This is a genomic window from Citrobacter tructae (assembly GCF_004684345.1).
GTDB lineage: Bacteria > Pseudomonadota > Gammaproteobacteria > Enterobacterales > Enterobacteriaceae > Citrobacter > Citrobacter tructae.
Map to the genome: position 1 here is coordinate 3,996,327 of NZ_CP038469.1, position 24,577 is coordinate 4,020,903.

At 47.2% G+C, this 24,577-nt stretch carries 18 protein-coding genes and 1 other RNA gene; 14 read left to right on the plus strand and 5 right to left on the minus strand.

The features are described 5' to 3' along the window. Positions 1–12 precede the first annotated feature (12 nt). From E4Z61_RS19885 to garD, 5 genes are all read right to left on the minus strand, one after another. Entirely contained in the window at positions 13–1,119 is a 1,107-nt protein-coding gene (locus tag E4Z61_RS19885; RefSeq protein ID WP_135324212.1) for an ABC transporter ATP-binding protein, read from the minus strand. An 11-nt stretch (positions 1,120–1,130) separates the two neighbouring features. After that, positions 1,131–1,955: a carbohydrate ABC transporter permease gene (locus E4Z61_RS19890; RefSeq protein ID WP_135324213.1), complete on the minus strand. Its 825-nt coding sequence runs from the start codon at positions 1,953–1,955 to the stop codon at positions 1,131–1,133. Between the two features lie 9 nt (positions 1,956–1,964). Further along, complete coding sequence (locus E4Z61_RS19895; protein ID WP_135324214.1) at positions 1,965–2,909, minus strand: carbohydrate ABC transporter permease; 945 nt, start codon at positions 2,907–2,909, stop codon at positions 1,965–1,967. 72 nt (positions 2,910–2,981) lie between these two features. Further along, positions 2,982–4,241 carry an ABC transporter substrate-binding protein gene (locus E4Z61_RS19900; RefSeq protein WP_135324215.1) on the minus strand — a complete coding sequence of 420 codons (1,260 nt, stop codon included), beginning with the start codon at positions 4,239–4,241 and terminating at the stop codon, positions 2,982–2,984. A 354-nt stretch (positions 4,242–4,595) separates the two neighbouring features. Continuing rightward, positions 4,596–6,167, minus strand: coding sequence for a galactarate dehydratase (gene garD, locus E4Z61_RS19905; RefSeq protein WP_135324216.1), 1,572 nt, complete (start codon positions 6,165–6,167; stop codon positions 4,596–4,598). 396 nt (positions 6,168–6,563) lie between these two features. Here garD and E4Z61_RS19910 point away from each other — a divergent pair, with 396 nt between their 5' ends. The 14 genes from E4Z61_RS19910 to tdcD all read left to right on the plus strand — a co-directional run bounded on the left by E4Z61_RS19910 (position 6,564) and on the right by tdcD (position 24,571). Then, positions 6,564–7,898: an MFS transporter gene (locus tag E4Z61_RS19910; RefSeq protein ID WP_135324217.1), complete on the plus strand. Its 1,335-nt coding sequence runs from the start codon at positions 6,564–6,566 to the stop codon at positions 7,896–7,898. 26 nt (positions 7,899–7,924) lie between these two features. Next, positions 7,925–8,695 (plus strand): 2-dehydro-3-deoxyglucarate aldolase, encoded by a 771-nt coding sequence (gene garL, locus E4Z61_RS19915; RefSeq protein ID WP_135324218.1) that lies wholly within the window; start codon positions 7,925–7,927, stop codon positions 8,693–8,695. Between the two features lie 30 nt (positions 8,696–8,725). Next, positions 8,726–9,616, plus strand: a complete 891-nt coding sequence (garR, locus tag E4Z61_RS19920; protein ID WP_096755560.1) for a 2-hydroxy-3-oxopropionate reductase — start codon at positions 8,726–8,728, stop codon at positions 9,614–9,616. Between the two features lie 65 nt (positions 9,617–9,681). Continuing rightward, positions 9,682–10,827, plus strand: coding sequence for a glycerate 2-kinase (gene garK, locus E4Z61_RS19925; RefSeq protein WP_135324219.1), 1,146 nt, complete (start codon positions 9,682–9,684; stop codon positions 10,825–10,827). Between the two features lie 32 nt (positions 10,828–10,859). Then, an RNA gene (rnpB, locus tag E4Z61_RS19930) (RNase P RNA component class A) lies at positions 10,860–11,236 on the plus strand. 598 nt (positions 11,237–11,834) lie between these two features. Beyond that, on the plus strand, positions 11,835–13,187 hold the full coding sequence (gene hdcC, locus E4Z61_RS19935; RefSeq protein WP_135324220.1) for a histidine-histamine antiporter: 1,353 nt from the start codon (positions 11,835–11,837) through the stop codon (positions 13,185–13,187). A gap of 30 nt (positions 13,188–13,217) precedes the next feature. Beyond that, on the plus strand, positions 13,218–14,354 hold the full coding sequence (locus tag E4Z61_RS19940) for a histidine decarboxylase (RefSeq protein ID WP_135324221.1): 1,137 nt from the start codon (positions 13,218–13,220) through the stop codon (positions 14,352–14,354). Between the two features lie 210 nt (positions 14,355–14,564). Continuing rightward, complete coding sequence (locus E4Z61_RS19945) at positions 14,565–15,947, plus strand: amino acid permease (RefSeq protein ID WP_240703832.1); 1,383 nt, start codon at positions 14,565–14,567, stop codon at positions 15,945–15,947. After that, on the plus strand, positions 15,944–17,212 hold the full coding sequence (hisS, locus tag E4Z61_RS19950) for a histidine--tRNA ligase (protein WP_135324222.1): 1,269 nt from the start codon (positions 15,944–15,946) through the stop codon (positions 17,210–17,212). The genes E4Z61_RS19945 and hisS overlap by 4 nt, the downstream gene beginning before the upstream one ends. A gap of 152 nt (positions 17,213–17,364) precedes the next feature. Beyond that, complete coding sequence (locus E4Z61_RS19955) at positions 17,365–19,203, plus strand: ATP phosphoribosyltransferase regulatory subunit (protein ID WP_135324223.1); 1,839 nt, start codon at positions 17,365–17,367, stop codon at positions 19,201–19,203. A 747-nt stretch (positions 19,204–19,950) separates the two neighbouring features. Continuing rightward, positions 19,951–20,889, plus strand: a complete 939-nt coding sequence (tdcA, locus tag E4Z61_RS19960) for a transcriptional regulator TdcA (protein WP_135324224.1) — start codon at positions 19,951–19,953, stop codon at positions 20,887–20,889. Between the two features lie 98 nt (positions 20,890–20,987). Next, positions 20,988–21,977 (plus strand): bifunctional threonine ammonia-lyase/L-serine ammonia-lyase TdcB, encoded by a 990-nt coding sequence (gene tdcB, locus E4Z61_RS19965; RefSeq protein ID WP_003828594.1) that lies wholly within the window; start codon positions 20,988–20,990, stop codon positions 21,975–21,977. Positions 21,978–21,999: 22 nt separating this feature from the next. Beyond that, entirely contained in the window at positions 22,000–23,331 is a 1,332-nt protein-coding gene (gene tdcC / locus E4Z61_RS19970; protein ID WP_135324225.1) for a threonine/serine transporter TdcC, read from the plus strand. A 31-nt stretch (positions 23,332–23,362) separates the two neighbouring features. Further along, on the plus strand, positions 23,363–24,571 hold the full coding sequence (tdcD, locus tag E4Z61_RS19975; protein ID WP_135324226.1) for a propionate kinase: 1,209 nt from the start codon (positions 23,363–23,365) through the stop codon (positions 24,569–24,571). Positions 24,572–24,577 lie beyond the last annotated feature (6 nt).

The following is a 24,577-nucleotide window of genomic DNA, read 5'->3' on the forward strand; positions in this document are numbered from 1 at the left end:
TCCGCATGGCGGTCAGGCTAAATTCTCTTCATGTTGCTTATCAAATAAAAAGGCGGCTTCAAGATTAAATTTAACGTTGATAGATTCGCCTGGCAGAGGGTTCCAGTCCGGTGAGGAATTAATTCGCAAAATCATATGTTGCTCACCAATATCAAAATGCAGGAGATCTTCATTACCCATTCTTTCGACGTTGGTAATTTTTGCGTTGAATGCAGAATTATCATTCTGTGGCGCTAACTGAATAGCCTCCGGACGGATGCCAAACCAGACGCTGGTATGCGGATATTGCTCCAGCAGACCAGACAGTCGCGTATTCAATGGCAGGATCAGATTTTCAGCCAGGTGGAGTCCACGACCGCCGGATTCGACATTGAGAAGCAAAATATTCATTGCGGGATTACCAATAAAACCGGCCACGAATTTATTCTTAGGATGGTGGTAAATATTACCGGGAGTATCGACCTGCATAATACGGCCACCGTTGAGTACGCAAATTCGATCCCCCATAGTCATTGCTTCAATTTGATCGTGGGTGACATACACCATGGTTGCACTGACGCCTTCATTACGTAATTGACGATGCAATTCCGTGAGGCGCACACGCATGGAAACGCGCAGTTTGGCATCAAGATTGGACAGCGGTTCATCAAATAAAAATACCTCAGGCTTGCGCACAATGGCTCTGCCAACGGCAACGCGCTGGCATTGTCCACCTGAAAGCTGCCCAGGTTTTTTATCCAGTAGCGTTTCGATTTCCAGCTTGTGTGCCGCTTCACGTACTCGCGTATCAATTTCCTGCTTATTCATTTTGCCCTGCAGACTGAACGCCATATTTTTATAAATCGTCATATGGGGATAGAGGGCATAGTTCTGGAAGACCATTGCTACACCGCGTTCTTTCGGCAGCAGATCGTTCACGCAGCGTTTCCCGATGGCGATATGACCCTGCGTGATCTCTTCCAGGCCGGCGATCATGCGCAGCAGCGTTGATTTTGCGCAACCGGATGGCCCAACAAAAACCATAAATTCGCCATCGTGAATTTCAAGGTCAACACCGTGAATCGCCTGAAAGCCATTGGGATAGACTTTACTTACCGCCTGTAACTGAATGCCTGACATAGCACTGCCCCTTATCCTTTAATTCCGGCACCTGCGATGCCGCGAATAAAATAGCGCTGGAAGAAAATATAAAGTAACAACATAGGGATAATCGCTAACAACGCACCCGCCATTAACATTGGATATTCCACACCGGAGCGGCCGGAAAGTGAGGCCAGTCCTACCGGTAGCGTCATTTTATCCATCGAGGTATTGACGATCAGTGGCCACATCAAATTATTCCAGCTCCATAGTCCGTTAATAATGACGCAGGCAATCAGTCCTGGTTTTATTAACGGCAGCATAATTTTGAAAAATATCGTCAGATGGTTATAGCCATCCATAATGGCAGCTTCTTCAAGTTCTTTCGGTACGGACAGAAAAAACTGGCGTAATAAAAAAGCACTATAAATACTGAATAACCCAGGAAGCACCAATCCTGGAATAGAGTTCAGCAAACCCATTTTCTCAATGGTTAAAAACTGCGGGATTAAAAAGATCTGCCCGGGCACCATCAGTATGGAAATGCACAACATGAACAAGACGTCACGGCCTTTAAAGCGCAGGCGCGAGAAACCATACGCCGCCATGGCGGCAATCAGCGTCTGTAAAACGACGATTACCAGCGTGGAGACGATCGAGTTCACGTAAAAACTGCCAAAGGGCATTTCATTTAAGATTTTGTAGTAAGCCTGAAACCCAGGACTGGCGGGCAGCAGGACCGGAGGAAAGGCGATACTTTCTGCCTGGGTTTTAAAAGAGGTGACGATCATCCAGATAAAGGGAACCACCGTGACCAGCGTCGCCAGGGTCATCAGTCCGTACATAAGCCATTTTTCACGTTTTGTCATAAACATAGCGGTGCCTTACTGTGCTTTAAGCCGTTTGCCGAGCCATACCTGCAGCAAGGTCAGTACCATCGTGATCACAAATATCACTACGGCAATGGCTGAGGCATACCCTTTCTCATGGTAAATAAAGGCGTATTTGTAGAAGAGATAGGCGATAGTCATCGTCTGATCGTCAACCATGGACGAGCTGCCAAACAGCAGGTACACGACATCGAAAATTTGCAGCGTTTCGATAAACGAAATCACCAGAACGAAAAACAGCGTCGGGATCATCAACGGTAAGGTGATAGACCAGAATCCGCGTAATTTACTAATGCCGTCCAGGGACATTGCTTCATAAATCTGTTTGGGGATCCCCTGTAGCCCAGCGAGCAGAATGATCATCTTTAGCGCAATCGCCGACCAGATAATGACCAGCGAGGCGCTCAGACGGACGACCTCCGGATCGGATAACCAACCAATGGCAGGAATATCGAAGAAGGCCAGAATCTGATTAATTAAACCGAAGTTACGATTCATCAGCCATTGCCAGACCATGGCTATAGCCGCAGGCATAGTGACAGCTGGCAGAAACAGCAATGTTCGAAACAACCACTGACCGCGTATAGCCTGATTCAGGCCAATGGCGAGCAGTAATGACAGTACCGTGATAATCGGTACGCAAATAAAGACATAGGCCAGCGTGTTATATATTGCCGCACGAAACTCATCATCACTGAATAAATTAATATAGTTATCTAAGCTTAGCGTCGTCCAGATTTGAAATTCACCAAGGTCAGTGAAACTATAAAAAACGTTCTGAAAGAATGGTGTAAAGTAGAAAATGATTAATCCCGTCAGCAGGGGAAGAATCATTATCCAACCCCAAAATCGTTCCTCTTTCTCCAGCTTCGAAAGGTTTTTTCTCCGTACTTCCCTGGCCGGTAATTGCGGGGATGCAGCTTCATCTGAATAGCTCATACAGACTCCGGGATGCTCACTTTACAATAAAAAATATGGCTAAAGGTGAGAGGGAGCAGTGCTCCCTCAGGATTACTTCTGCATTTCACGTTCAACACGTTTTGCGACACCTGGCATGACTTTCTCCGGGTCATTACCCGTCCAGACTTTTTTTAACCCATCATTCAGGATGCTATTCCATTTAGCCGTATTTGAGCCTGCTGTTGGATATTTATGCGAAAACGCCAGTGAGTCGATATAGGCGGAAACGTCAAGACCTTTAAAGCCTTCAGCCCACTCTTTAGCCACTTTTTGGTTAGCAGGAATAACAACTTTCCCTGTCGCCAGCGTTTTTTGCGCATGTTCAGAGCTCATAAACTCAATGAATTTCCAGGCTGCATCCTTATGCTGGCTTTTGGCTGACATGGCAAAGGCCAGACTATGAGATACGCCAGCCTGTTCTGCCATTTTGGGCATTGGAACTACACCAATATGATCTTTAATCAATTCGTTTTGCGAGAATGGCAGTGCCCACCATGATCCTGCATAGACCATGGCGACTCGGTTGGACTGGAAGACATCTGATGCTTCCATTTCACCTGGAGGCTGGATCAGGTCAGCATTCAGCATACCCTGGACATCGCGATACATCGCAATTGCTTTGTCATTGGCAACGTCAGTTTTGCCGTCCGGCAGGACTATCTTATCCCCGGCCTGTAATAGCAGGTTAAAGTAGCTGTCCTGTCCACTACTGAATTCCATGGCTAGCGGATAAGACTGCTTATCCAGCCCTTTACGCAGTTGCTCTGTTTTTTGTTTTAAATCGTCCCATGTCCAGTTTTTATCTGGATAGGTAACGCCAGCTTGATCGAAAAGTTTTTTGTTGTACCAGACGGCAATGGCGTCAATATCACGAGGAATGGCATATTGTTGAGACTGGTATTGATAGGCATCAACCGAGCTTTTAACAAAGTCATCAAGATTGGGTGATGACTTATCTTTTAAATATCCGGTCAGTGGCTCAAGCATACCGTTCTTAACGTATTGCTGGAAATTAGGCATATTCATCCAGAATACATCTGGAGCCACATTTCCACCCACCGCCGAGCTCAGTTTTATAAAATACTGATCGTAAGGGGTTAACTCAATTTCAACTTTAATATCGGGGTTGTTTTTTTCGAACTCATTAACCAGTTGTTGTTCGCCGGGAAGCTGATTTCGGTCCCACAGCGTGTAGCGTAATTTAACAGGCTTAGTGTCAGCCTGGCCTTCAGCGCTCGCGACGACAGGTGTAGCCATTACACATGAAATAAGGCACGCCAATACGATGTTATTTTTATTCAGGGTAGACATAACTTCCCTCTTTATTCAGGTCAGAATGCTTGGGAGGTAAATTACAGGAGCCATTGAATAATCTGTATAACCAGTGGGAAAGTCAAAGGGGCAAAAAAGAGGGGATTATCATATAAAAACAGGAGCGTCTTTCGGTAGGTTTCTCTTTTATCAAAACGAAAATACGACATCAATCGACGTTATTAATATTTCGTTTTATTTCATGCGGTTAGAAAAAATTTTGCTATAGAATCGAAAAAAAGAGGGGAGAAAAAAAACCGTTGAAAATGCGAAGGTTATCACTTTATCTCTTCATGAACAGAGAATAGAAACGGGGATAAATCCCCGTTTCGTTTTTGGCTTTCGCTTCGAAAATCAGGTTACCGGCGCGGGGTTAAACACTGCCAGCTGGTTATGCAGCCCCCACTGATCCGAGAAGGTTTTCTTGCGCCCGCTGGCGACGTCGAGAATGAATTCGAATAGCTTCAGACCCACCTCTTCGATGGTTTCTTCACCGGTAGCGATGGTGCCTGCGTTGATGTCCATCAGATCAAACCAACGATTTGCCAGTTCGGTACGCGTCGCCATTTTAATTACCGGTACCGCCATCAGACCGTATGGCGTGCCGCGTCCAGTCGTGAACACCTGCACGGTTATCCCGGAAGCGACCTGCTGTGTGCCGCAGATAAAATCACTGGCGGGGGTGGCGGCGTAAATCAGTCCGCGTTTGGTTGGGCGCTGTCCCGGCGACAATACTTCGACGATGGCACTCTTGCCTGACTTGGCAATGGAACCCAGTGCTTTTTCTACGACGTTTGCCAGCCCGCCTTTCTTGTTGCCCGGAGACGGGTTGGCGCTGCGGTCAGTTTTGCCCATATCGAGATAGTTATCGTACCAGGCCATCTCTTCCAGTAGACGTTTACCCACTTCTTCGTTAATTGCACGCGGGGTCAGAAGATGGATTGCATCGCGCACTTCGGTAACTTCCGAGAACATCACGGTTGCGCCGCAACGCACCAGCAGATCGGACGCGTAGCCCACTGCCGGGTTAGCCGTTACGCCAGAAAATGCATCGCTGCCGCCACACTGCATGCCAACCACCAACTCCGATGCGGGGCAGGTTTCACGCTGGCGCTGATTGAGTTTTGCCAGATGGCGCTCGGCAACCTGCAAAATATCTTCAACCATCGATTGAAAGCCCACGTGTTTTTCATCCTGCAGGCTGACAATGCTGGCGCTGTCCACCGGAATACTTTTCACATCATGCGTGCCTTCCAGCAGGCGTTCCGGCTGGAGTTTTTCGCAGCCAAGGCCGATAACCATCACCTCTCCACCGAAGTTCGGGTTCAGGGCAATATTATGGATAGTGCGAATCGGCACGATAGCGGCCGGGGCATTGATTGCCACCCCGCAGCCATACAGATGGTTCAGCCCGACCACGCCGTCAACGTTCGGGTATTTGGGCAGCAGATTGCGCTCAATAATTTTCACCACATAATCCACCACCCCTGCCACACAGTGCACGCTGGTGGAGATACCGAGCAGGTTTTTGGTGCCAACGCTGCCGTCTGCATTACGGTAGCCTTCGAAGGTGTAGCCTTCCAGAGGTGGAAGCGGCTCCGGCACTTTAGTTGCCAGCGGCAGCGTCTCCAGCGGCGGGGCTTTGGGCAGCTCAACCATTGATTCATCAATCCAGCTACCGCGTGCGATGTCGCGAACGGCGTAGCCGATCACTTCGCCATAGCGCACAATTTCGCCGTGAACAGCAATATCCGTGAGTGCCACTTTATGGCCCTGGGGAATATGTTCAATCAGCGTCAGTCCGTCCGGGAAACGCGTCCCGGCTTTCAGACCATTGTCATTGACAATAATCGCCACATTATCTGTGTCGTGTACTTTAATATAAAACGCCGTTGGCGATTCTTGTCTAATTTCGATATCGGCCATTGTCCAGTACTCTCCAGCCAGGTGGTGATAATAGATATATATTGAATCTAATTATAGGTAATAAAGACTCAGTGTCGTGAAATAAGAATGTCAGGAGTTTAAATTTAAGAATGTGACCGATATCACTTAATGCCAGCAATGCAGCACCACCATGGGTACCAATACTTAAATGTGTGCATTAGCGCCCATGGTTATGTGCATTTGCACAAAATAATATTTTAACAAGCTGTCTTAAATGAGCAATTGCACAATGATTAACAATGCCGTGCTGATTATACTGAATCACGGTTTAATAGCGACTGATAAATAACAGCGTCATTTATTTTCCTGTGATTTATCATCGAACACACCCTCAAAAATAATAAAAAAATTATTTATGTGTCTGAGGCAAATAGAATGATACTGGATACGGTTGTAGAGAAAAAGAAAGGTACGCACACTCGATATTTAATATTGCTGATAATATTTATTGTCACCGCCGTTAACTATGCGGACCGCGCGACGCTGTCTATTGCCGGTACTGAAGTGGCAAAAGAGCTGCAGCTCAGCGCTATATCAATGGGTTACATTTTCTCCGCCTTCGGCTGGGCCTATTTGCTGATGCAGATCCCCGGCGGCTGGTTGCTTGACAAGTTTGGTTCGAAGAAAGTCTATACCTACAGCCTGTTCTTCTGGTCGTTGTTTACCTTCCTGCAGGGCTTTGTCGATATGTTCCCGCTGGCCTGGGCGGGGATCTCAATGTTTATCATGCGTTTTATGCTGGGCTTCTCGGAAGCGCCTTCCTTCCCGGCTAACGCCCGTATTGTTGCGGCCTGGTTCCCGACCAAAGAGCGTGGCACGGCCTCTGCGATTTTTAACTCCGCGCAGTATTTCTCGCTGGCGTTGTTTTCACCGCTGCTGGGCTGGCTGACCTTCGCCTGGGGCTGGGAACATGTCTTTACCGTGATGGGTGTGATTGGCTTTGTGTTAACCGGCCTGTGGGTAAAGTTCGTTCACAACCCAACCGACCATCCGCGTATGTCGCCGGAGGAGCTGAAGTTTATTGCGGATAACGGCGCCGTGGTTGATATGGACCATAAAAAGCCGGGTAGCGATGCCGAAAAAGGCCCGAAACTGGATTACATCAAGCAGTTGCTCAGCAGTCGGATGATGTTAGGTATCTTTTTCGGTCAGTATTTCTTAAACACCATCACCTGGTTCTTCCTCACCTGGTTTCCGATTTACCTGGTGCAAGATAAGGGCATGTCAATTCTGAAAGTGGGGATGGTAGCTTCTATTCCGGCACTGTGCGGTTTTGCTGGCGGTGTGCTGGGCGGGTTGTTCTCTGACTATCTCATTCGTCGAGGTTGCTCGCTGACCTTTGCACGTAAGCTGCCTATTGTACTGGGGATGCTGTTGGCATCGACGATTATTCTGTGTAACTACACCGACAGTACGGTGCTGGTGGTGGCGCTGATGGCGCTGGCATTCTTCGGTAAAGGTTTTGGTGCATTGGGTTGGCCGGTTATCTCTGACGTGGCACCGAAAGAAATTGTTGGGCTGTGCGGCGCGCTGTTTAACGTCTTCGGCAACGTGGCTTCTATCGCCACCCCGCTGGTGATTGGCTACATCGTTAGCGAGCTGCACTCCTTTAATGGCGCACTGATTTTTGTAGGCTGTTCTGCGCTGATGATGATGGTTTGCTACCTGTTCGTGGTGGGCGACATCAAACGTCTGGAACTGCGGAAGTAAGTCACGACTAACTTAAGGTAATGAAAATGGATAACGCGATTTTCCCGAACAAATTTAAAGCAGCCCTTGCGGCGCAAGACATCCAAATTGGCTGCTGGTCCGCACTGGCAAGCCCGATCAGTACCGAAGTTTTAGGTCTGGCCGGTTTTGACTGGCTGGTGCTGGACGGCGAACATGCGCCAAACGATATCTCGACGTTTATCCCACAGCTGATGGCGCTGAAAGGCAGTTCCAGCGTGCCGGTTGTGCGTGTGCCGACCAACGAACCGGTGATCATCAAGCGTTTGTTGGATATCGGGTTCTATAACTTCCTGATCCCGTTTGTTGAGACCGAAGAAGATGCGGTGAACGCCGTGGCGTCTACTCGTTATCCGCCGGAAGGTATTCGCGGCGTGTCCGTTTCCCACCGCGCCAATATGTTTGGCACCGTGCCGGACTACTTCGCGCAGTCCAACAAAAACATCACCATCATCGTGCAAATCGAAAGCCAGCAGGGCGTTGATAATGTGGATGCGATTGCTGCAACCGAAGGCGTTGACGGTATCTTCGTCGGTCCAAGTGATTTGGCCGCCGCGTTAGGTCACCTGGGGAATGCTTCTCACCCTGATGTGCAGAAGGCGATTCAACACATCTTTGCCCGCGCGAAAGCACATGGTAAGCCAAGCGGTATTCTGGCTCCGGTCGAGGCTGATGCACGTCGCTATCTGGAGTGGGGCGCGACGTTTGTTGCCGTTGGCAGCGATCTCGGCGTGTTCCGCTCGGCGACCCAGAAACTGGCTGATTCCTTTAAGAAATAACCACCATCGACAGTATAGAGAGATAAAGACATGACAATGAAAGTAGGTTTTATTGGTCTCGGTATTATGGGTAAGCCAATGAGTAAAAACCTCCTCAAGGCAGGTTACTCGCTGGTGGTTGCTGACCGTAACCCGGAAGCGATTGCGGAAGTGATAGCTGCAGGCGCAGAAACGGCGACTACGGCGAAAGCCATTGCCGAGCAGTGCGACGTGATCATCACTATGCTGCCAAACTCTCCGCACGTGAAAGAAGTGGCGCTGGGTGAAGGTGGAATCATTGAAGGCGCAAAACCGGGCACCGTGCTGATCGACATGAGTTCCATCGCACCACTGGCGAGTCGTGAAATCAGTGACGCGCTGAAAGCGAAGGGTGTGGATATGCTGGATGCGCCGGTGAGCGGTGGCGAACCGAAAGCGATCGATGGCACCCTGTCGGTGATGGTTGGCGGTGATAAAGCGATTTTCGACAAGTACTACGATCTGCTGAAAGCCATGGCGGGTTCGGTGGTGCATACCGGTGACATCGGCGCTGGTAACGTCACAAAACTGGCAAACCAGGTGATCGTGGCGCTGAACATTGCGGCGATGTCTGAAGCGCTGACCTTGGCGACCAAAGCGGGCGTGAACCCGGATCTGGTGTACCAGGCCATTCGCGGTGGTCTGGCGGGCAGCACTGTGTTGGATGCGAAAGCGCCGATGGTGATGGACCGTAACTTTAAGCCGGGTTTTCGTATCGATCTGCACATCAAAGATCTGGCGAATGCGCTGGATACCTCGCATGGCGTGGGCGCACAGCTGCCGCTGACCGCAGCAGTAATGGAAATGATGCAGGCACTGCGCGCTGATGGCCTGGGAACGGCTGACCATAGTGCTCTGGCATGCTACTACGAAAAACTGGCGAAAGTGGAAGTCACTCGCTAACAAGAAGGGCGCGGATGTGCGCCCTGTAATTCTTGCCTTGCGCGGCACTGTCAGGCTACATAACTATGAAAATCGTAATTGCCCCAGACTCTTATAAAGAAAGCCTTTCTGCCACTGAGGTAGCTCAGGCAATAGAAAAAGGATTTCGGGAAATTTTCCCCGATGCGCAATATGTTTCTGTTCCCGTCGCCGACGGCGGTGAAGGGACCGTCGAAGCCATGATTGCCGCCACGCAAGGGACTGAATATTCAGCCTGGGTCACGGGGCCACTGGGTGAAAAAGTGAATGCCAACTGGGGCATGTCCGGAGATGGCAACACCGCGTTTATCGAAATGGCGGCGGCCAGTGGTCTGGCGTTGGTTCCTCCAGAAAAACGCAACCCCTTAATTACCACCTCGCGCGGGACCGGAGAATTGATTCTAAAGGCGCTGGAAAGTGGCGCGCAGAACATCATTATTGGTATTGGCGGCAGTGCGACCAACGACGGTGGCGCGGGAATGGTACAAGCGCTGGGGGCAAAACTCTGCGACGCCAACGGCACTGAAATTGGCTATGGCGGCGGTAGCCTGATTAGCCTGAACACCATCGATATTTCGGGCCTGGATCCGCGATTAAAAACTTGTTCAATTCGAGTTGCCTGCGATGTGACCAATCCATTGATCGGTGACACTGGTGCTTCCCGTATCTTTGGTCCGCAGAAAGGGGCGACGGAAGAACGCATTATCGAATTGGACCGCAATCTTTCTCACTATGCCGACATCATAAAAAAATCGTTACGGGTAGACGTGAAGGATGTTCCCGGGGCGGGGGCTGCCGGTGGTATGGGCGCCGCGTTAATGGCATTTTTAGGTGCGGAGCTGCGCAGCGGGATAGAGATTGTGACCCAGGCGCTCAATCTGGAAGAGCATATTCACGACTGTACGCTGGTGGTCACCGGGGAAGGACGCATCGACAGCCAGAGTATTCACGGCAAAGTGCCTGTCGGCGTGGCAAGTGTGGCGAAAAAGTATCACAAGCCGGTGATTGGTATTGCGGGTAGCCTGACACGCGATGTGGGCGTGGTGCATCAATATGGTATCGATGCCGTGTTTAGCGTATTGACCAGCATAGGTACGCTGGAAGAGGCTTTCCGTGGGGCATTTGATAATATTTATCGGGCATCCAGAAACATCGCCGCCACGATGGCGATAGGAATGCGCAGTGCGGGGTGACATTGGCACACAAACCCTCTATACTTCGCGCCGAAGCTGACCAGACAGTCGCCGCTTCGTCGTCGTCCTCTTCGGGGGAGACGGGCGGAGGGGAGGAAAGTCCGGGCTCCATAGGGCAGGGTGCCAGGTAACGCCTGGGGGGGAAACCCACGACCAGTGCAACAGAGAGCAAACCGCCGATGGCCCACGCAAGTGGGATCAGGTAAGGGTGAAAGGGTGCGGTAAGAGCGCACCGCGCGGCTGGTAACAGTCCGTGGCACGGTAAACTCCACCCGGAGCAAGGCCAAATAGGGGTTCACAAGGTACGGCCCGTACTGAACCCGGGTAGGCTGCTTGAGCCAGTGAGCGATTGCTGGCCTAGATGAATGACTGTCCACGACAGAACCCGGCTTATCGGTCAGCTTCAACTACTAAGAAAACCCCGCTTCGGCGGGGTTTTTGCTTTTTGGGGCGGGATAGATGAATGACTGTCCACGACGCTATACTCAAAAAAACGCGCCTTATCGGCCAGTTTCAACGTCTCCTATGTAAAAAACGCTAACCTTCCTCAATGGATCACCCTCTACGCCAATAGTTGTAAAATAATCAATTATGTCAGTTATAGCGGAAAATAATTGTGCCTCCCTCTGAATATCATTGTTATTACACCCACAGTAGAAATTGATTTTTATGTTCTTAAATCTTAAATAGTTTTAAATTAATGATGGGTGTTAACATTTTGAAAGACATCAATTAACAAAATAGTGTCTTATAGATAAAAAAGATGAAATAAAAATCCTGTCAGTTTTCCCACTAAGATTTAGCATGCTTCAATTAAAATAAAAGGGGACAGAGTCAATTACTGATGAAATGGTTAAAATATGAACAATAAAAGCTCTTGTTAAAAAGAACTTAGTTATTATTTTTGATTGTAGTCACAATATTGACCCTTTCTATTCATAACAATGGCCCACGAATTCAGTACGAATTTCCACTAATTGTAAAATTTAAATTAATAGGGAATCATTATGGGAACAGTAAGCTCAGGCTCTGCTCATAAAATGGGAGTCATTGCCCTGACATTAGTGACAGCATCAAATATGATGGGGTCAGGTGTATTTATGTTGCCAACTAACCTTGCAGGCATAGGCTCGATCTCAATATGGGGATGGGTATTTACCATCATCGGTGTTATTGCACTGGCACTAGTCTTCGCTAAAACCAGTTTAATTACTCCTCGTACCGGCGGTATTGTTGCTTATGCGAGTGACGCATTTGGGCCATTTATTGGATTCCAGACGACGATGTGTTATTGGATTAGCGCATGGGTAGGTAACGTTGCATTATTGGTGGCCGGAGTCGGGTATCTTAGTTTCTTTTTTCCAGAACTTAAAAACCCAACATACGGCTGTATTGCTGCAATAATAATTTTGTGGGCGTTTGTTTTCCTAGCCAGCTTTGGTGCTAAAGTTGCAGGGCGGGCTCAATCCTTTACCGCAACCTGTGGGTTGCTTGTTATATTAGGTGTAGGATTCATTGGTTGGTTTTGGTTTAATCCGGCGCTTTACACTGAAGTTTATAACGCGACCGGGAATAGTGATTCATCGGCAATTATTTCTGCGGCATCGATTGCTCTGTGGGGTTTTCTCGGAATTGAATCTGCTGTAGTTTCCACCGGCCAGGTTGAAGATCCAGAACGTACAGTTCCTCGCGCTACGGTTATGGGCTTACTAATCGCTTCCGTATGTTATGTCGGTAGCTGCACCGTTATTATGGGGCTTGTTCCACATAATGTTTTGGTGGATTCCGCCGCGCCTTTCGCTGATGCTGCACGTTATATGTTTGGTAATATGGCGGGGAATATTGCTTCCGCACTGAGTATCATTGCCTGCTTTGGCTCAATTTCTGGCTGGCTGATCTTGCAATCAGAAGGCCCACGCGCAGGCGCTCAACAGGGGCTTTTCCCTAAATTTTTTGAAGAAACAAACAAGCAAGACGTGCCGATGAAAAGCCTCATCTTTACTGGTGTACTGATGAGTATTGTCTTGCTGCTGACCGCATCACCGAACCTAGCTAAACAATTCCAGGCAGTAATCTTGATGTCGGTTTTTGCTTCACTTTTGCCATATATGTATGCTCTGATTTCTCTTCCAATTATTCTTGTTTCAAAGAAAGCCAATCGTGGTAGTTCCTTTATGTTTTACTGCACATTGGTGGTTATTGGCATGATTTATTGTATTTTCGCTCTACTTGGTTCAGGTAGCGACTCCATTTTCTGGGGTATCCTGATGATGATGGTAACTATTCCATTGTTTTCCTTCGTTGCTGCAGGTCGTAGTAAGAAAGGTCAGGATATTCTTTATTTAGATAAACGCATTTAAGCGCGCTCGATTTACATATAGGAGTTTGACATGACATTATCTATTGTCGATCAAAATAAGCTCGATGCTTTTTGGTCATATTGTGTAAGAAATCAGTACTTCAATATTGGGTATCCTGAATCAGCTGACTTTGATTATAGTATTCTGGAACGTTTCATGCGTTTTTCGATCAATAATTGTGGTGACTGGGGGGAGTATTGTAACTATTTATTGAACTCTTTTGATTTCGAGAAAGAGGTAATGGAATATTTTGCGGGAATTTTCAAAATTCCATTTGAAGAAAGTTGGGGGTATGTGACCAATGGTGGTACCGAAGGTAATATGTTTGGCTGTTATCTGGGACGTGAACTATTCCCTGACGGTACACTTTATTACTCAAAAGATACTCATTATTCTGTGGCGAAAATTGTTAAGTTGCTACGTATTAAATCAAGTCTGGTGGAATCACAACCGAATGGTGAGATGGATTATGAGGATCTGATTAATAAAATTACACGCGATGGCGAAGACCATCCGATTATTTTTGCAAATATCGGCACAACTGTTCGCGGTGCCATTGATGATATTGCTGAGATCCAACAAAGAATTAGCCATCTAGGTATCAAACGTGATGATTATTATCTACATGCTGATGCTGCGTTGAGCGGGATGATTTTACCATTCGTAAATGATCCGCAACCATTTAACTTTGCTGATGGTATCGATTCTATTGGTGTTTCCGGACATAAAATGATTGGCTCACCCATTCCTTGTGGCATCGTTGTGGCTAAAAAAAGAAATGTTGACCGGATATCAGTCGAAATTGATTACATCTCTGCACATGATAAAACCATATCCGGTTCTCGTAACGGTCATACACCTCTAATGATGTGGGAGGCCATTCGTAGCCATTCCTGGAGCGACTGGCAGCGCCGCATTGAACGTAGTCTGAATATGGCGCAATACGCTGTCGATCGATTCCAGGCCGCTGGTATTGGCGCCTGGCGTAACAAAAACTCTATTACTGTGGTTTTTCCTTGTCCGTCAGAACCTGTCTGGAAGAAACATTGCCTGGCTACATCCGGTGATGTCGCTCATTTGATCACCACGGCGCACCACCTTGATTCGAGCAAGGTTGATGAACTGATTGACGATGTGATCGCCGACCTAAACCAACAGGCGGCGTGAAGAAAGGGCAGTGATAATCATCACTGCCCCAGGAACGGCGCAACCGGTGCCGACACCAATCATTATCGGTTGCGTCTAACAGACTCTGTTTTCAGGAGTCGTCACTGAGATTACCGTTTTACCTATGAGTTGTAACGACAAACTTATGCCCGGAGAGTTCACGGAAAAAGTGCCGTTGATCTCACCATGCTCGATTAAATGAGGACTGGTATGGATAAATGCTGCGCGAAAACAAACCAGATGGGCCTGCTCGCTCTGACCATAATGACGGCATCTAATATGATGGGTAGTGGTGTGTTTATGCTACCAGCCACACTTGCGAGAATTGGTTCTATCTCAGTTTGGGGATGGGGACTGGCATTTATAGCGATTGCCGCCCTTGCGCTCATCTTTTCGAAAATGAGCGAGTTGTTTCCGCGTAACGGTGGCATCATCGCCAGCATTACTGCCAGTTTTGGCCCCTTTATCGGCCTGCAAATGACATTGTTCTACTGGTTGTCAACATGGATTGGCAATTGCGCGCTGCTGTTAGCCGGTGTGGGGTATCTCTCATTCTTCTTTCCTACGTTATACAACCCAATTTATGGCACCACTGCCTGTATCGTATTGCTGTGGTGTTCTGTTCTATGGGGATTACGCGGGGCAAAACTGGTCGGTTATGTGCAAATGTTCACGGGTGGCTGCATGGTGCTGGTGATCCTAAGCGTCGGCGTGCTGGGATGGGGATATTTTGACGTTGCTCGCTATCAGGCTGCCTGGAACATCAGTGGAGTTAGCGACTATCAGGCAATTATTAATGCAGCAACTATCTCTTTGTGGGGATTCCTCGGGATTGAATCTGCCTCCGTTTCGTTCAGCCAAGTGAAAAACCCTCGTCGTACTATCCCCATTGCGACCCTATTAGGGCTGGGGATCGCAGGGTTATGCTACGCCAGCTCAACCAATGTCATGATGGGTTTACTTCCTCATGATGTACTTATGAACTCTTCTTCACCTTTTGCCGACAGCGCGAAATCAATGTGGGGGACGGCGGCTGGATCGCTTATCTCTGCCATGGTTGTTATCGCCTGCCTTGGGGCAATGCCTGGCTGGCAAATCCTACAAACAGAAGTGCCTAGGGCGGCGGCAGAAGATGGTTTGCTCCCCTCTTTTTTTGCACGCACCAACCGCCATGGTGTTCCCTGGCTAGGACTGATTTTTACAGCATCTCTAATGACCGCACTGCTGCTGTTAACGTTGTCTCCGAATCTGCAAAGTCAGTTCCATTGCGTAATTACATTGGCTATTTCCGCCAGCTTACTCCCCTACGCATTTGCTGCGGTATCTCTGCCAGTCATGATGATTATGAATCGGCAGGGAAGTAATCTCAGCTTCTGGGCTTATTGCTGCCTTAGCCTGGTTGCATTGAGCTTTATAGCGCTGGCGTTGATGACAGAAAGCGCCCCTACCGTGGTATGGGGGATAATTTTACAGATACTCACCATCCCTCTTTACCTTTTGTATGTTGCCCGGCGCCATCGCCAGAAAATTGACGTTCCGCAGTGCAATTTGACTGAACAATCTTTTTCTATATTAAGCAAGGAGTTGTCATGAACAAAATCCAGGCTATACGAGGTATGCGTGATGTGCTACCTGATGAAACACCTATGTGGCAGTGGCTGGAGCGCAAATTTCATCAAATGGCGTTTCGCTATGGATATCAGGAAATGCGCCTGCCGCTCCTTGAACCCGTAGCGCTCTTTGAACGTGCTGTGGGTGAAGCGACTGATATCGTCTCAAAAGAGATGTACGATTTTACCGATAAAAGTGGCGAGCATATTACTTTGCGTCCGGAAGGCACCAGCGGATGCATGCGCGCGGTGTTGGAAAATAATATGTGTTACAACAAGTCGCAGCGGTTGTGGTATCAGGGGCCGATGTTTCGATACGAGCGCCCGCAAAAAGGACGGCTGCGCCAGTTCACTCAGTTTGGGGTCGAGGCTTTCGGGATGTCCGGTGCTGATGTTGATGCCGAACTAATTTTTATGGTGCGGGATCTGTTTGATGATTTAGGGGTCTCACCAAACGTCCGTTTGGAAATCAACTCATTAGGTACCCCGGAAGAACGCCTGGCACACCGTCGGGAATTGGTGAGCTGGTTTACTCAACACAAAGATCTGTTGGACGAAGACAGTATCAAACGCCTGACTGTAAACCCTCTGCGTATTCTTGACAGTAAAAACCCTGAAATGCAGGAAATGATCGAGCGAGCGCCACGTTTGCTGGACTTTCTGGAAGAAGAGTCACAACAGCATTTCAATACGCTGCGTACTCTGCTCGACAACGCCGGTATCGCCTATTGCATTAATCCACGCCTGGTACGCGGGCTTGATTACTATTCGCGTACGGTCTTTGAGTGGATTACTGATGATTTAGGAGCTCAGGGGACGGTATGTGGTGGTGGGCGTTATGATGGTCTGGCAGAGTTATTCAGCGGTAAAAAATTACCTGCCTGTGGCTTTGCTATTGGCATCGAACGGTTATTGCTTCTGTTGCAGACCGTTTACGATAGCCAGAATCCCCAATGGCTATCCCACCCTGATGTGGTGATTACCAGTGAAGTGGAAGACGGCGGAATACAGGTGCAGGTATTGGCCTGTGCGCTGCGTCGTGACTTACCTAGGTTACGTGTCTTGACCGATTGCAGTGGTACAAAATTGAAACGACAGCATCAAAATGCCCTTAAGAGTGGCTGCCGTTTTATTTTGACTATTAATGCTGATGAACAAATTCGTCTTTGGGATTTACATAATAATCAGCAAATTCCACTCACGATTCAAGATATTACATTACGGCTCGCCGAGTTGAATCAGAAATAAATAAATTGGGCTATCAAAGAGGCTTCTTGTTGTCTTTTGGTAGCTCCTGTAGGATCGTTATTAAAATTCTAATACGGTTACACAATCAGTTTCTGTACTAATAAATAATAGCACTATTTGTCTAACTTAAAAATTATTAATATATTATCCCTATGCCACGAAAAAATCGGCTTTTTATTGAAGGAATCCCTCACCTCGTACAATTGTGCGGACATAACGATGAAACTATTTTTAAAGGTGAAGATGATTACCAACATTTTTATCAATGTATTGATAAGGCATTGGGTATCTATGCGATAAAGCTACATGCCTATTCACTTTCATCAAGAAGGGTTTTTCTGTTTTTGTCAGCCCCTGATAAAGAATGCCTTGGGCGTTTTATGCAATTTATTGCCAAAGGATATACTCATTATTTCAATCACTGCCACCAACGACACGGTACGCTTTGGGATAGTCGATACAATTGCTGCCCTGTTGAACCCAATGCTTATTTTTTACTGACAAAAAAATATGTTGAATGCCACTGTGTGGATGAAACATCTCACCATAGTTTCGCCGCTTCACCTGAAGCGCGTATTACGCCACATGAGGAATACCTGCGTCTGGGAGAGAATGCGGGACAGCGTTCAAGTGTCTATCAGCGATTTTGCCTGGGGATGATTGTTCCGGCAGTGATAACCCGCATTGAATCGTCACTGGTGCAAAATTGCTTATTGGCAACGATCCACTATTCTCAGACGCTGGAAGAAAAGTATCAGCGAAATCTGCGTCCACGAAAAAGTGGTCGCCCTCGTAAGCATTACCAGAATCCCACTGCAGATTGGGAGTGGCTCGAAAAAAAAGCGGAGTACTTGTTGCATCAGTACTGCTATAAGGAGATCCGTATGCCACTTCTTGAACGGCTTGAAGAAAACGCAACTAAATCTTTCTGTGGCGGAAGTCATGAGTTAATGCTCAATCACCAGGCATTATTTCGGGGTGATGGAACTATGGGATGTCTGCGTCTTCTTTCGCAACATCAGAATTTACAAACAGGTACCCGATTATGGTATCTAGGAGCTATGTTCCGCCGTCAGAACCAACAAAATATCAGCCAGTTTCATCAATTAGGCGTGGAAGCTTTTGGCTATCCAGATATCGGAATCGAGATTGAACTCATCTCGTTACAGTATGAGTTTTTTAAATCGCTACAGCTGCTGCCATTTGTCGAACTCAAAATAAATACATTAGGTAGTTCGGATGAGTTTATGCAATTTCGCCGTCATCTGAAGCAATACTATCAACCGATGGCATCGTTACTTAATGGCAGGCAATTAGCCTGTCTGGAACACTATCCTGAGCGTTTATTGACTGATAACGATAATCTTATGTTGCGATTGGCAGAAAAGGCACCGCAACTCAAAACGTGTATATCATCGAAATCTCACCAGCGTTTTACTCAGCTTTGCAACTCGCTTACCACACTGAATATCCCCTTTACCCACGACAAGAATCTTTTTCCCGTTAATGACTACAATGACCAGGTTTTCGAGTGGTACGCAGATCCATTGCACCATAATAAATTACTCTGCCGAGGTGGGCGCTACGATAATAGTGCCAGTCGGTTAGTCGGGCATCCCGTTTCTGCATGCGGCTTCGCATTTATGCTGGAACCAATCATGCAGTTGTTAACCAGTACGAGGAAAAGCACTGATCATGGGAAGCATATCGACATTGTCATCATTCCCAGCCAAGAGCGAGCACGGGATGAGGCAGTATTATTAGGCCGCCGGCTCCGGCGTAGCTTCCCGCATTTGAGCATTCTCAACGATTGCTCCACGCTGCGTCTGACTACCCGGCAGAAGAACGCTCAGCGTCAGGGGGCTCGTTTTATTTTGCTGATGGATAGTAGCGACAATGATGTCACCTTTTGCGATGAAGAAAACCATTGCTGGGTACAAGTTCCTCTTCATGAAGTGACGGCACATTTGAGTCTGGCGTTGATGATGTAACCTTGTTCTCGATGATGAGGATTGATATCAAAATAGCGTCTAATCAGACATCGAGTGGAAAAAATGCTCGTGCATATTTTCCACAAAGCTGTTCTTTGTTTTCCTCATATTAATGTGCAGATTTGGTTTTTTATAGGAAAATGCACTGTCATAAATTTCCAGTTTTGTGACGACAAACACAAAACACTGTGCGATACGTTTTTCTTGAGAGTAAAAGAACGCAATCGATCGCCATCACAAAATTACTTGCTGATAAATCACCAAAAAACAGTGTTAATATAATGTTACGTATGATGATTTTTTGTATGTTTAAGTTTGATTATTAATAAATGCAATGTTTCTTTACAAACAAATAAGGCAAAATAATGTGATGCATGGCGTTATTTAACCACAATAATAATTAAAATATAATTTTATTTGATAAGTTGCTCATTAAATTTAAGCATAATTCCGACCGATAATTATCCTGTAATTGATTGAAATATAGCCTTTCACCAGTTTTTGAAATAGTCGTTAAAGGCTGCGTGTTATTGCCATAAATTTTTGTTATCCCCCCATCTTTTTTTGATTAAAGTCAGGTTAGAGTGAGATCGTGTTTTTCCATTTCATTGATAATTAACGATTTTATCGATTTATTATAATCTTATAAAATGTAGGTGAAGGGGATTTGTGAGTGGTAGCACATATCCGTGAACGCTTAATTTGGTACACTTCCTGCCGTCAACAAAGTAATTAGAGCAGGCCGATATGAATACTTTTTCTCTCCCTAAAACACAGCACTTAGTGGTCTTTCAGGAAGTCATTAGAAGTGGTTCTATCGGCTCGGCTGCAAAAGAATTAGGATTAACTCAACCCGCTGTCAGCAAAATCATTAATGATGTTGAGGCTTATTTTGGCATTGAGTTAGTGGTACGTAAAAATACGGGTGTCACATTGACCCAGGCAGGTCAGGTGATGCTCTCATGGTCTGAATCTATCACCCGCGAAATGAAAAATATGGTTGATGAGATGAATAGCATGACGAGCAACGCGGTTGTGGATGTGTCGTTTGGCTTCCCCTCACTGATCGCCTTCACCATCATGTCCGGCATGATTAAGAAGTTTAAAGAGGTGTTTCCGAAAGCACAGGTTTCGATGTATGAAGCTCAGCTCTCCTCTTTCTTGCCTGCGGTTCGTGACGGGCGTCTGGACTTCGCCATCGGCACGCTCAGTGATGAGATGAAACTGCACGACCTGCATGTGGAACCGCTGTTTGAGTCAGAGTTCATTCTGGTCGCCAGTAAGTCCCGAACACGCACCGGCATCACCTCGCTGAGCGCGTTGAAAAACGAACAGTGGGTGTTGCCACAAACGAATATGGGTTACTACAGCGAGCTTCTTACCACGTTACAAAATAATGGCATCAGCAGTGAAAACATCGTTAAAACAGACTCGGTCGTCACGATTTATAATCTTGTTCTCAATGCTGATTTCTTAACAGTAATTCCCTGCGATATGACCACACCATTTGGTTCAAACCAGTTTATTACTATCCCGGTAGAAGAGACCTTACCGGTTGCGCGTTATGCTGCCGTATGGTCTAAAAATTATCGAATAAAAAAAGCAGCATCTATTTTGGTGGAATTAGCCAAAGAATATTCATCATATAATTGTCAACGACGAAAGCAGTTAATTGAAGTTGAGTAAAGATTAAACTCGATTTAATACGGAATTAACGCCATCGATCTATATCAGACGTTGGTCACGGCTATCTATTTACTTTAATACCCAGGTAAGAGGTTCTAATGCACATTACATACGATCTCCCGGTTGCAATTGAAGATATCCTCGAAGCGAAAAAAAGACTGGCGGGGAAAATTTATAAAACGGGAATGCCTCGCTCGAACTATTTTAGTGAACGTTGCAAAGGGGAAATTTTCCTCAAGTTTGAAAACATGCAGCGTACCGGTTCATTTAAAATCCGCGGTGCTTTTAACAAACTCAGTTCTTTAACTGAAGCTGAAAGATGCAAAGGCGTGGTGGCGTGTTCTGCAGGTAACCATGCGCAAGGTGTTTCCCTCTCTTGTGCGATGCTCGGTATCGACGGAAAAGTAGTTATGCCAAAAGGCGCACCGAAGTCTAAAGTGGCTGCCACCTGTGACTACTCTGCAGAAGTTGTGCTGCACGGTGACAACTTTAACGACACTATCGCCAAGGTGAGCGAAATTGTTGAGACTGAAGGCCGCATCTTTATTCCTCCTTATGATGATCCGAAAGTAATTGCCGGCCAGGGGACAATTGGTCTGGAAATTCTGGAAGATCTGTACGATGTCGATAACGTGATTGTGCCAATTGGCGGCGGCGGATTGATTGCTGGTATTGCTGTAGCGATTAAATCCATCAACCCGACAATTAAAATCATTGGCGTACAGTCTGAAAACGTTCACGGCATGGCGGCTTCTTTCCACGCTGGAGAAATAACCACGCACCGAACGACCGGCACCCTGGCGGATGGTTGTGACGTCTCCCGCCCGGGTACTTTGACCTATGAAATCGTTCGTGAGTTAGTGGATGACATCGTCCTGGTCAGCGAAGATGAAATTCGCAACAGTATGGTGGCATTAATTCAGCGAAATAAAGTTGTGACAGAAGGCGCTGGTGCGCTGGCATGTGCTGCATTATTAAGCGGGAAATTAGATAGCTATATCCAGAACAGAAAAACAGTCAGTATTATTTCTGGCGGTAATATCGATCTTTCTCGTGTATCCCAAATTACTGGTTTAGTTGACGCTTAATATTTTTCGTTGAGGATAGGATATGAGTACTACTGATAGCATTGTATCCAGCCAGACAAAACAATCGTCCTGGCGCAAATCGGACACCACCTGGACACTGGGTTTATTTGGTACAGCCATCGGCGCCGGGGTGTTGTTCTTCCCTATCCGCGCAGGCTTTGGCGGGCTGATCCCCATTCTGTTGATGTTGGTGTTAGCGTACCCCATCGCGTTCTATTGCCACCGTGCACTGGCGCGCCTGTGTCTGTCCGGTTCTAACCCTTCCGGAAACATCACAGAAACGGTTGAAGAGCACTTTGGTAAAACGGGCGGTGTGGTCATCACGTTCCTTTACTTCTTTGCGATTTGCCCGCTACTGTGGATTTATGGCGTAACCATTACCAACACCTTTATGACCTTCTGGGAAAACCAGTTGCAGATGCCAGCGCTTAACCGTGGCTTCGTGGCACTGTTCCTGCTGCTGTTGATGGCATTCGTCATCTACTTCGGTAAAGATCTGATGGTTAAAGTGATGAGCTTCCTGGTATGGCCGTTCATTGCCAGCCTGGTGCTTATCTCTCTGTCCCTGATCCCTTACTGGAACTCAGCGGTTATCCAGCAGGTGGATCTCAGCAATATAGCGTTGACCGGGCATGACGGTATTCTGGTCACCGTATGGCTGGGTATTTCCATCATGGTGTTCTCCTTCAACTTCTCGCCGATTGTTTCCTCCTTCGTGGTTTCTAAACGTGAAGAGTATGAGAAAGATTTTGGTCGCGAGTTCACCGAGCAGAAATGTTCCAAGATTATCTCTCGCGCCAGTATGCTGATGGTTGCAGTGGTCATGTTCTTCGCCTTTAGCTGCCTGTTTACGCTGTCTCCGGCAAACATGGCCGAAGCCAAAGCACAGAACATTCCGGTACTTTCTTACCTGGCGAACCACTTTGCTTCACTGTCCGGCACTAAATCGACCTTCGCGACCGTTCTGGAATACGGTGCGTCTATCATCGCACTGGTCGCTATCTTCAAATCTTTCTTCGGCCACTATCTGGGCACGCTGGAAGGTCTGAACGGTCTGGTCCTGAAGTTTGGTTATAAAGGCGATAAGAACAAAGTCTCCGTTGGCAAACTTAACACCATCAGCATGATCTTCATCATGGGGTCTACTTGGGTTGTGGCTTACGCCAACCCGAATATTCTGGACCTGATTGAAGCGATGGGCGCGCCAATTATCGCCTCACTGCTCTGCCTGCTGCCGATGTATGCCATCCGTAAAGCGCCGTCACTGGCAAAATACCGTGGCCGTCTGGATAACGTGTTTGTTACTGCGATTGGTCTGCTGACTATCCTGAACATCGTCTACAAACTGTTTTAATCCTTAAGCTCAGGATGAGCGGAGTAGTGAAATGAATGAGTTTCCGGTAGTACTGGTTATTAATTGTGGTTCATCTTCCATTAAATTCTCAGTGCTGGATGCAGCCAACTGTGATGTTTTAATGGCGGGAATTGCAGACGGTATTAACTCTGAAAATGCGTTCATAGCAATTAATGGTGGAGAGCCAGCTAAGCTGGCTCACCACAGCTACGAAGACGCATTAAAAGCCATTGCCGTTGAACTGGAAAAACGTAATTTAATGAACAGCGTGGCCTTAATTGGCCACCGCATTGCCCACGGTGGAAGTATCTTTACGGAATCTGCGATAATTACTGATGAAGTTATCGACAATATTCGTCGGGTATCTCCTTTAGCACCATTACATAATTATGCGAACCTGAGCGGGATTGAATCCGCACAGCATCTTTTCCCTGGTGTGCAGCAAGTTGCGGTATTTGATACCAGCTTCCACCAGACGATGGAACCTGAAGCCTATCTGTACGGTTTACCGTGGAAATATTTTGAAGAGCTGGGCGTTCGTCGCTATGGCTTCCACGGCACGTCGCATCGCTATGTTTCTCAGCGAGCGCATGAATTACTCGGCCTGCAAAGTGATGATTCAGGCCTGGTTGTGGCGCACCTGGGTAACGGCGCTTCCATCTGTGCAGTCCGTAACGGGCAAAGTGTTGATACCTCAATGGGTATGACGCCGCTGGAAGGACTGATGATGGGCACGCGCAGCGGTGATGTGGACTTTGGCGCGATGGCATGGATTGCCAGCGAAACCAACCAGACGCTGAGCGACCTTGAGCGCGTAGTCAATAAAGAGTCTGGGTTGCTGGGTATTTCCGGTTTGTCCTCTGACTTACGTACGCTGGAGAAAGCCTGGCACGAAGGACATGAACGTGCGCAGTTGGCGATTAAAACCTTTGTGCATCGTATTGCACGCCATATCGCCGGACACGCCGCATCGTTACATCGTCTTGATGGGATTATTTTCACCGGCGGAATTGGTGAAAACTCAGTCTTAATTCGCCGTCTGGTGATTGAACATCTGGCCGTATTAGGTGTGAATATCGACAGCGAAATGAATAGTCTGCCAAATTCTCACGGCGAGAGAATTATTTCCACTAACGACGCTCGGGTTATTTGTGCGGTTATTCCGACGAACGAAGAGAAAATGATTGCTCGTGATGCCATTCATTTAGGCAAAATTAACACACCGGTAGAATTTGCATAATTAATT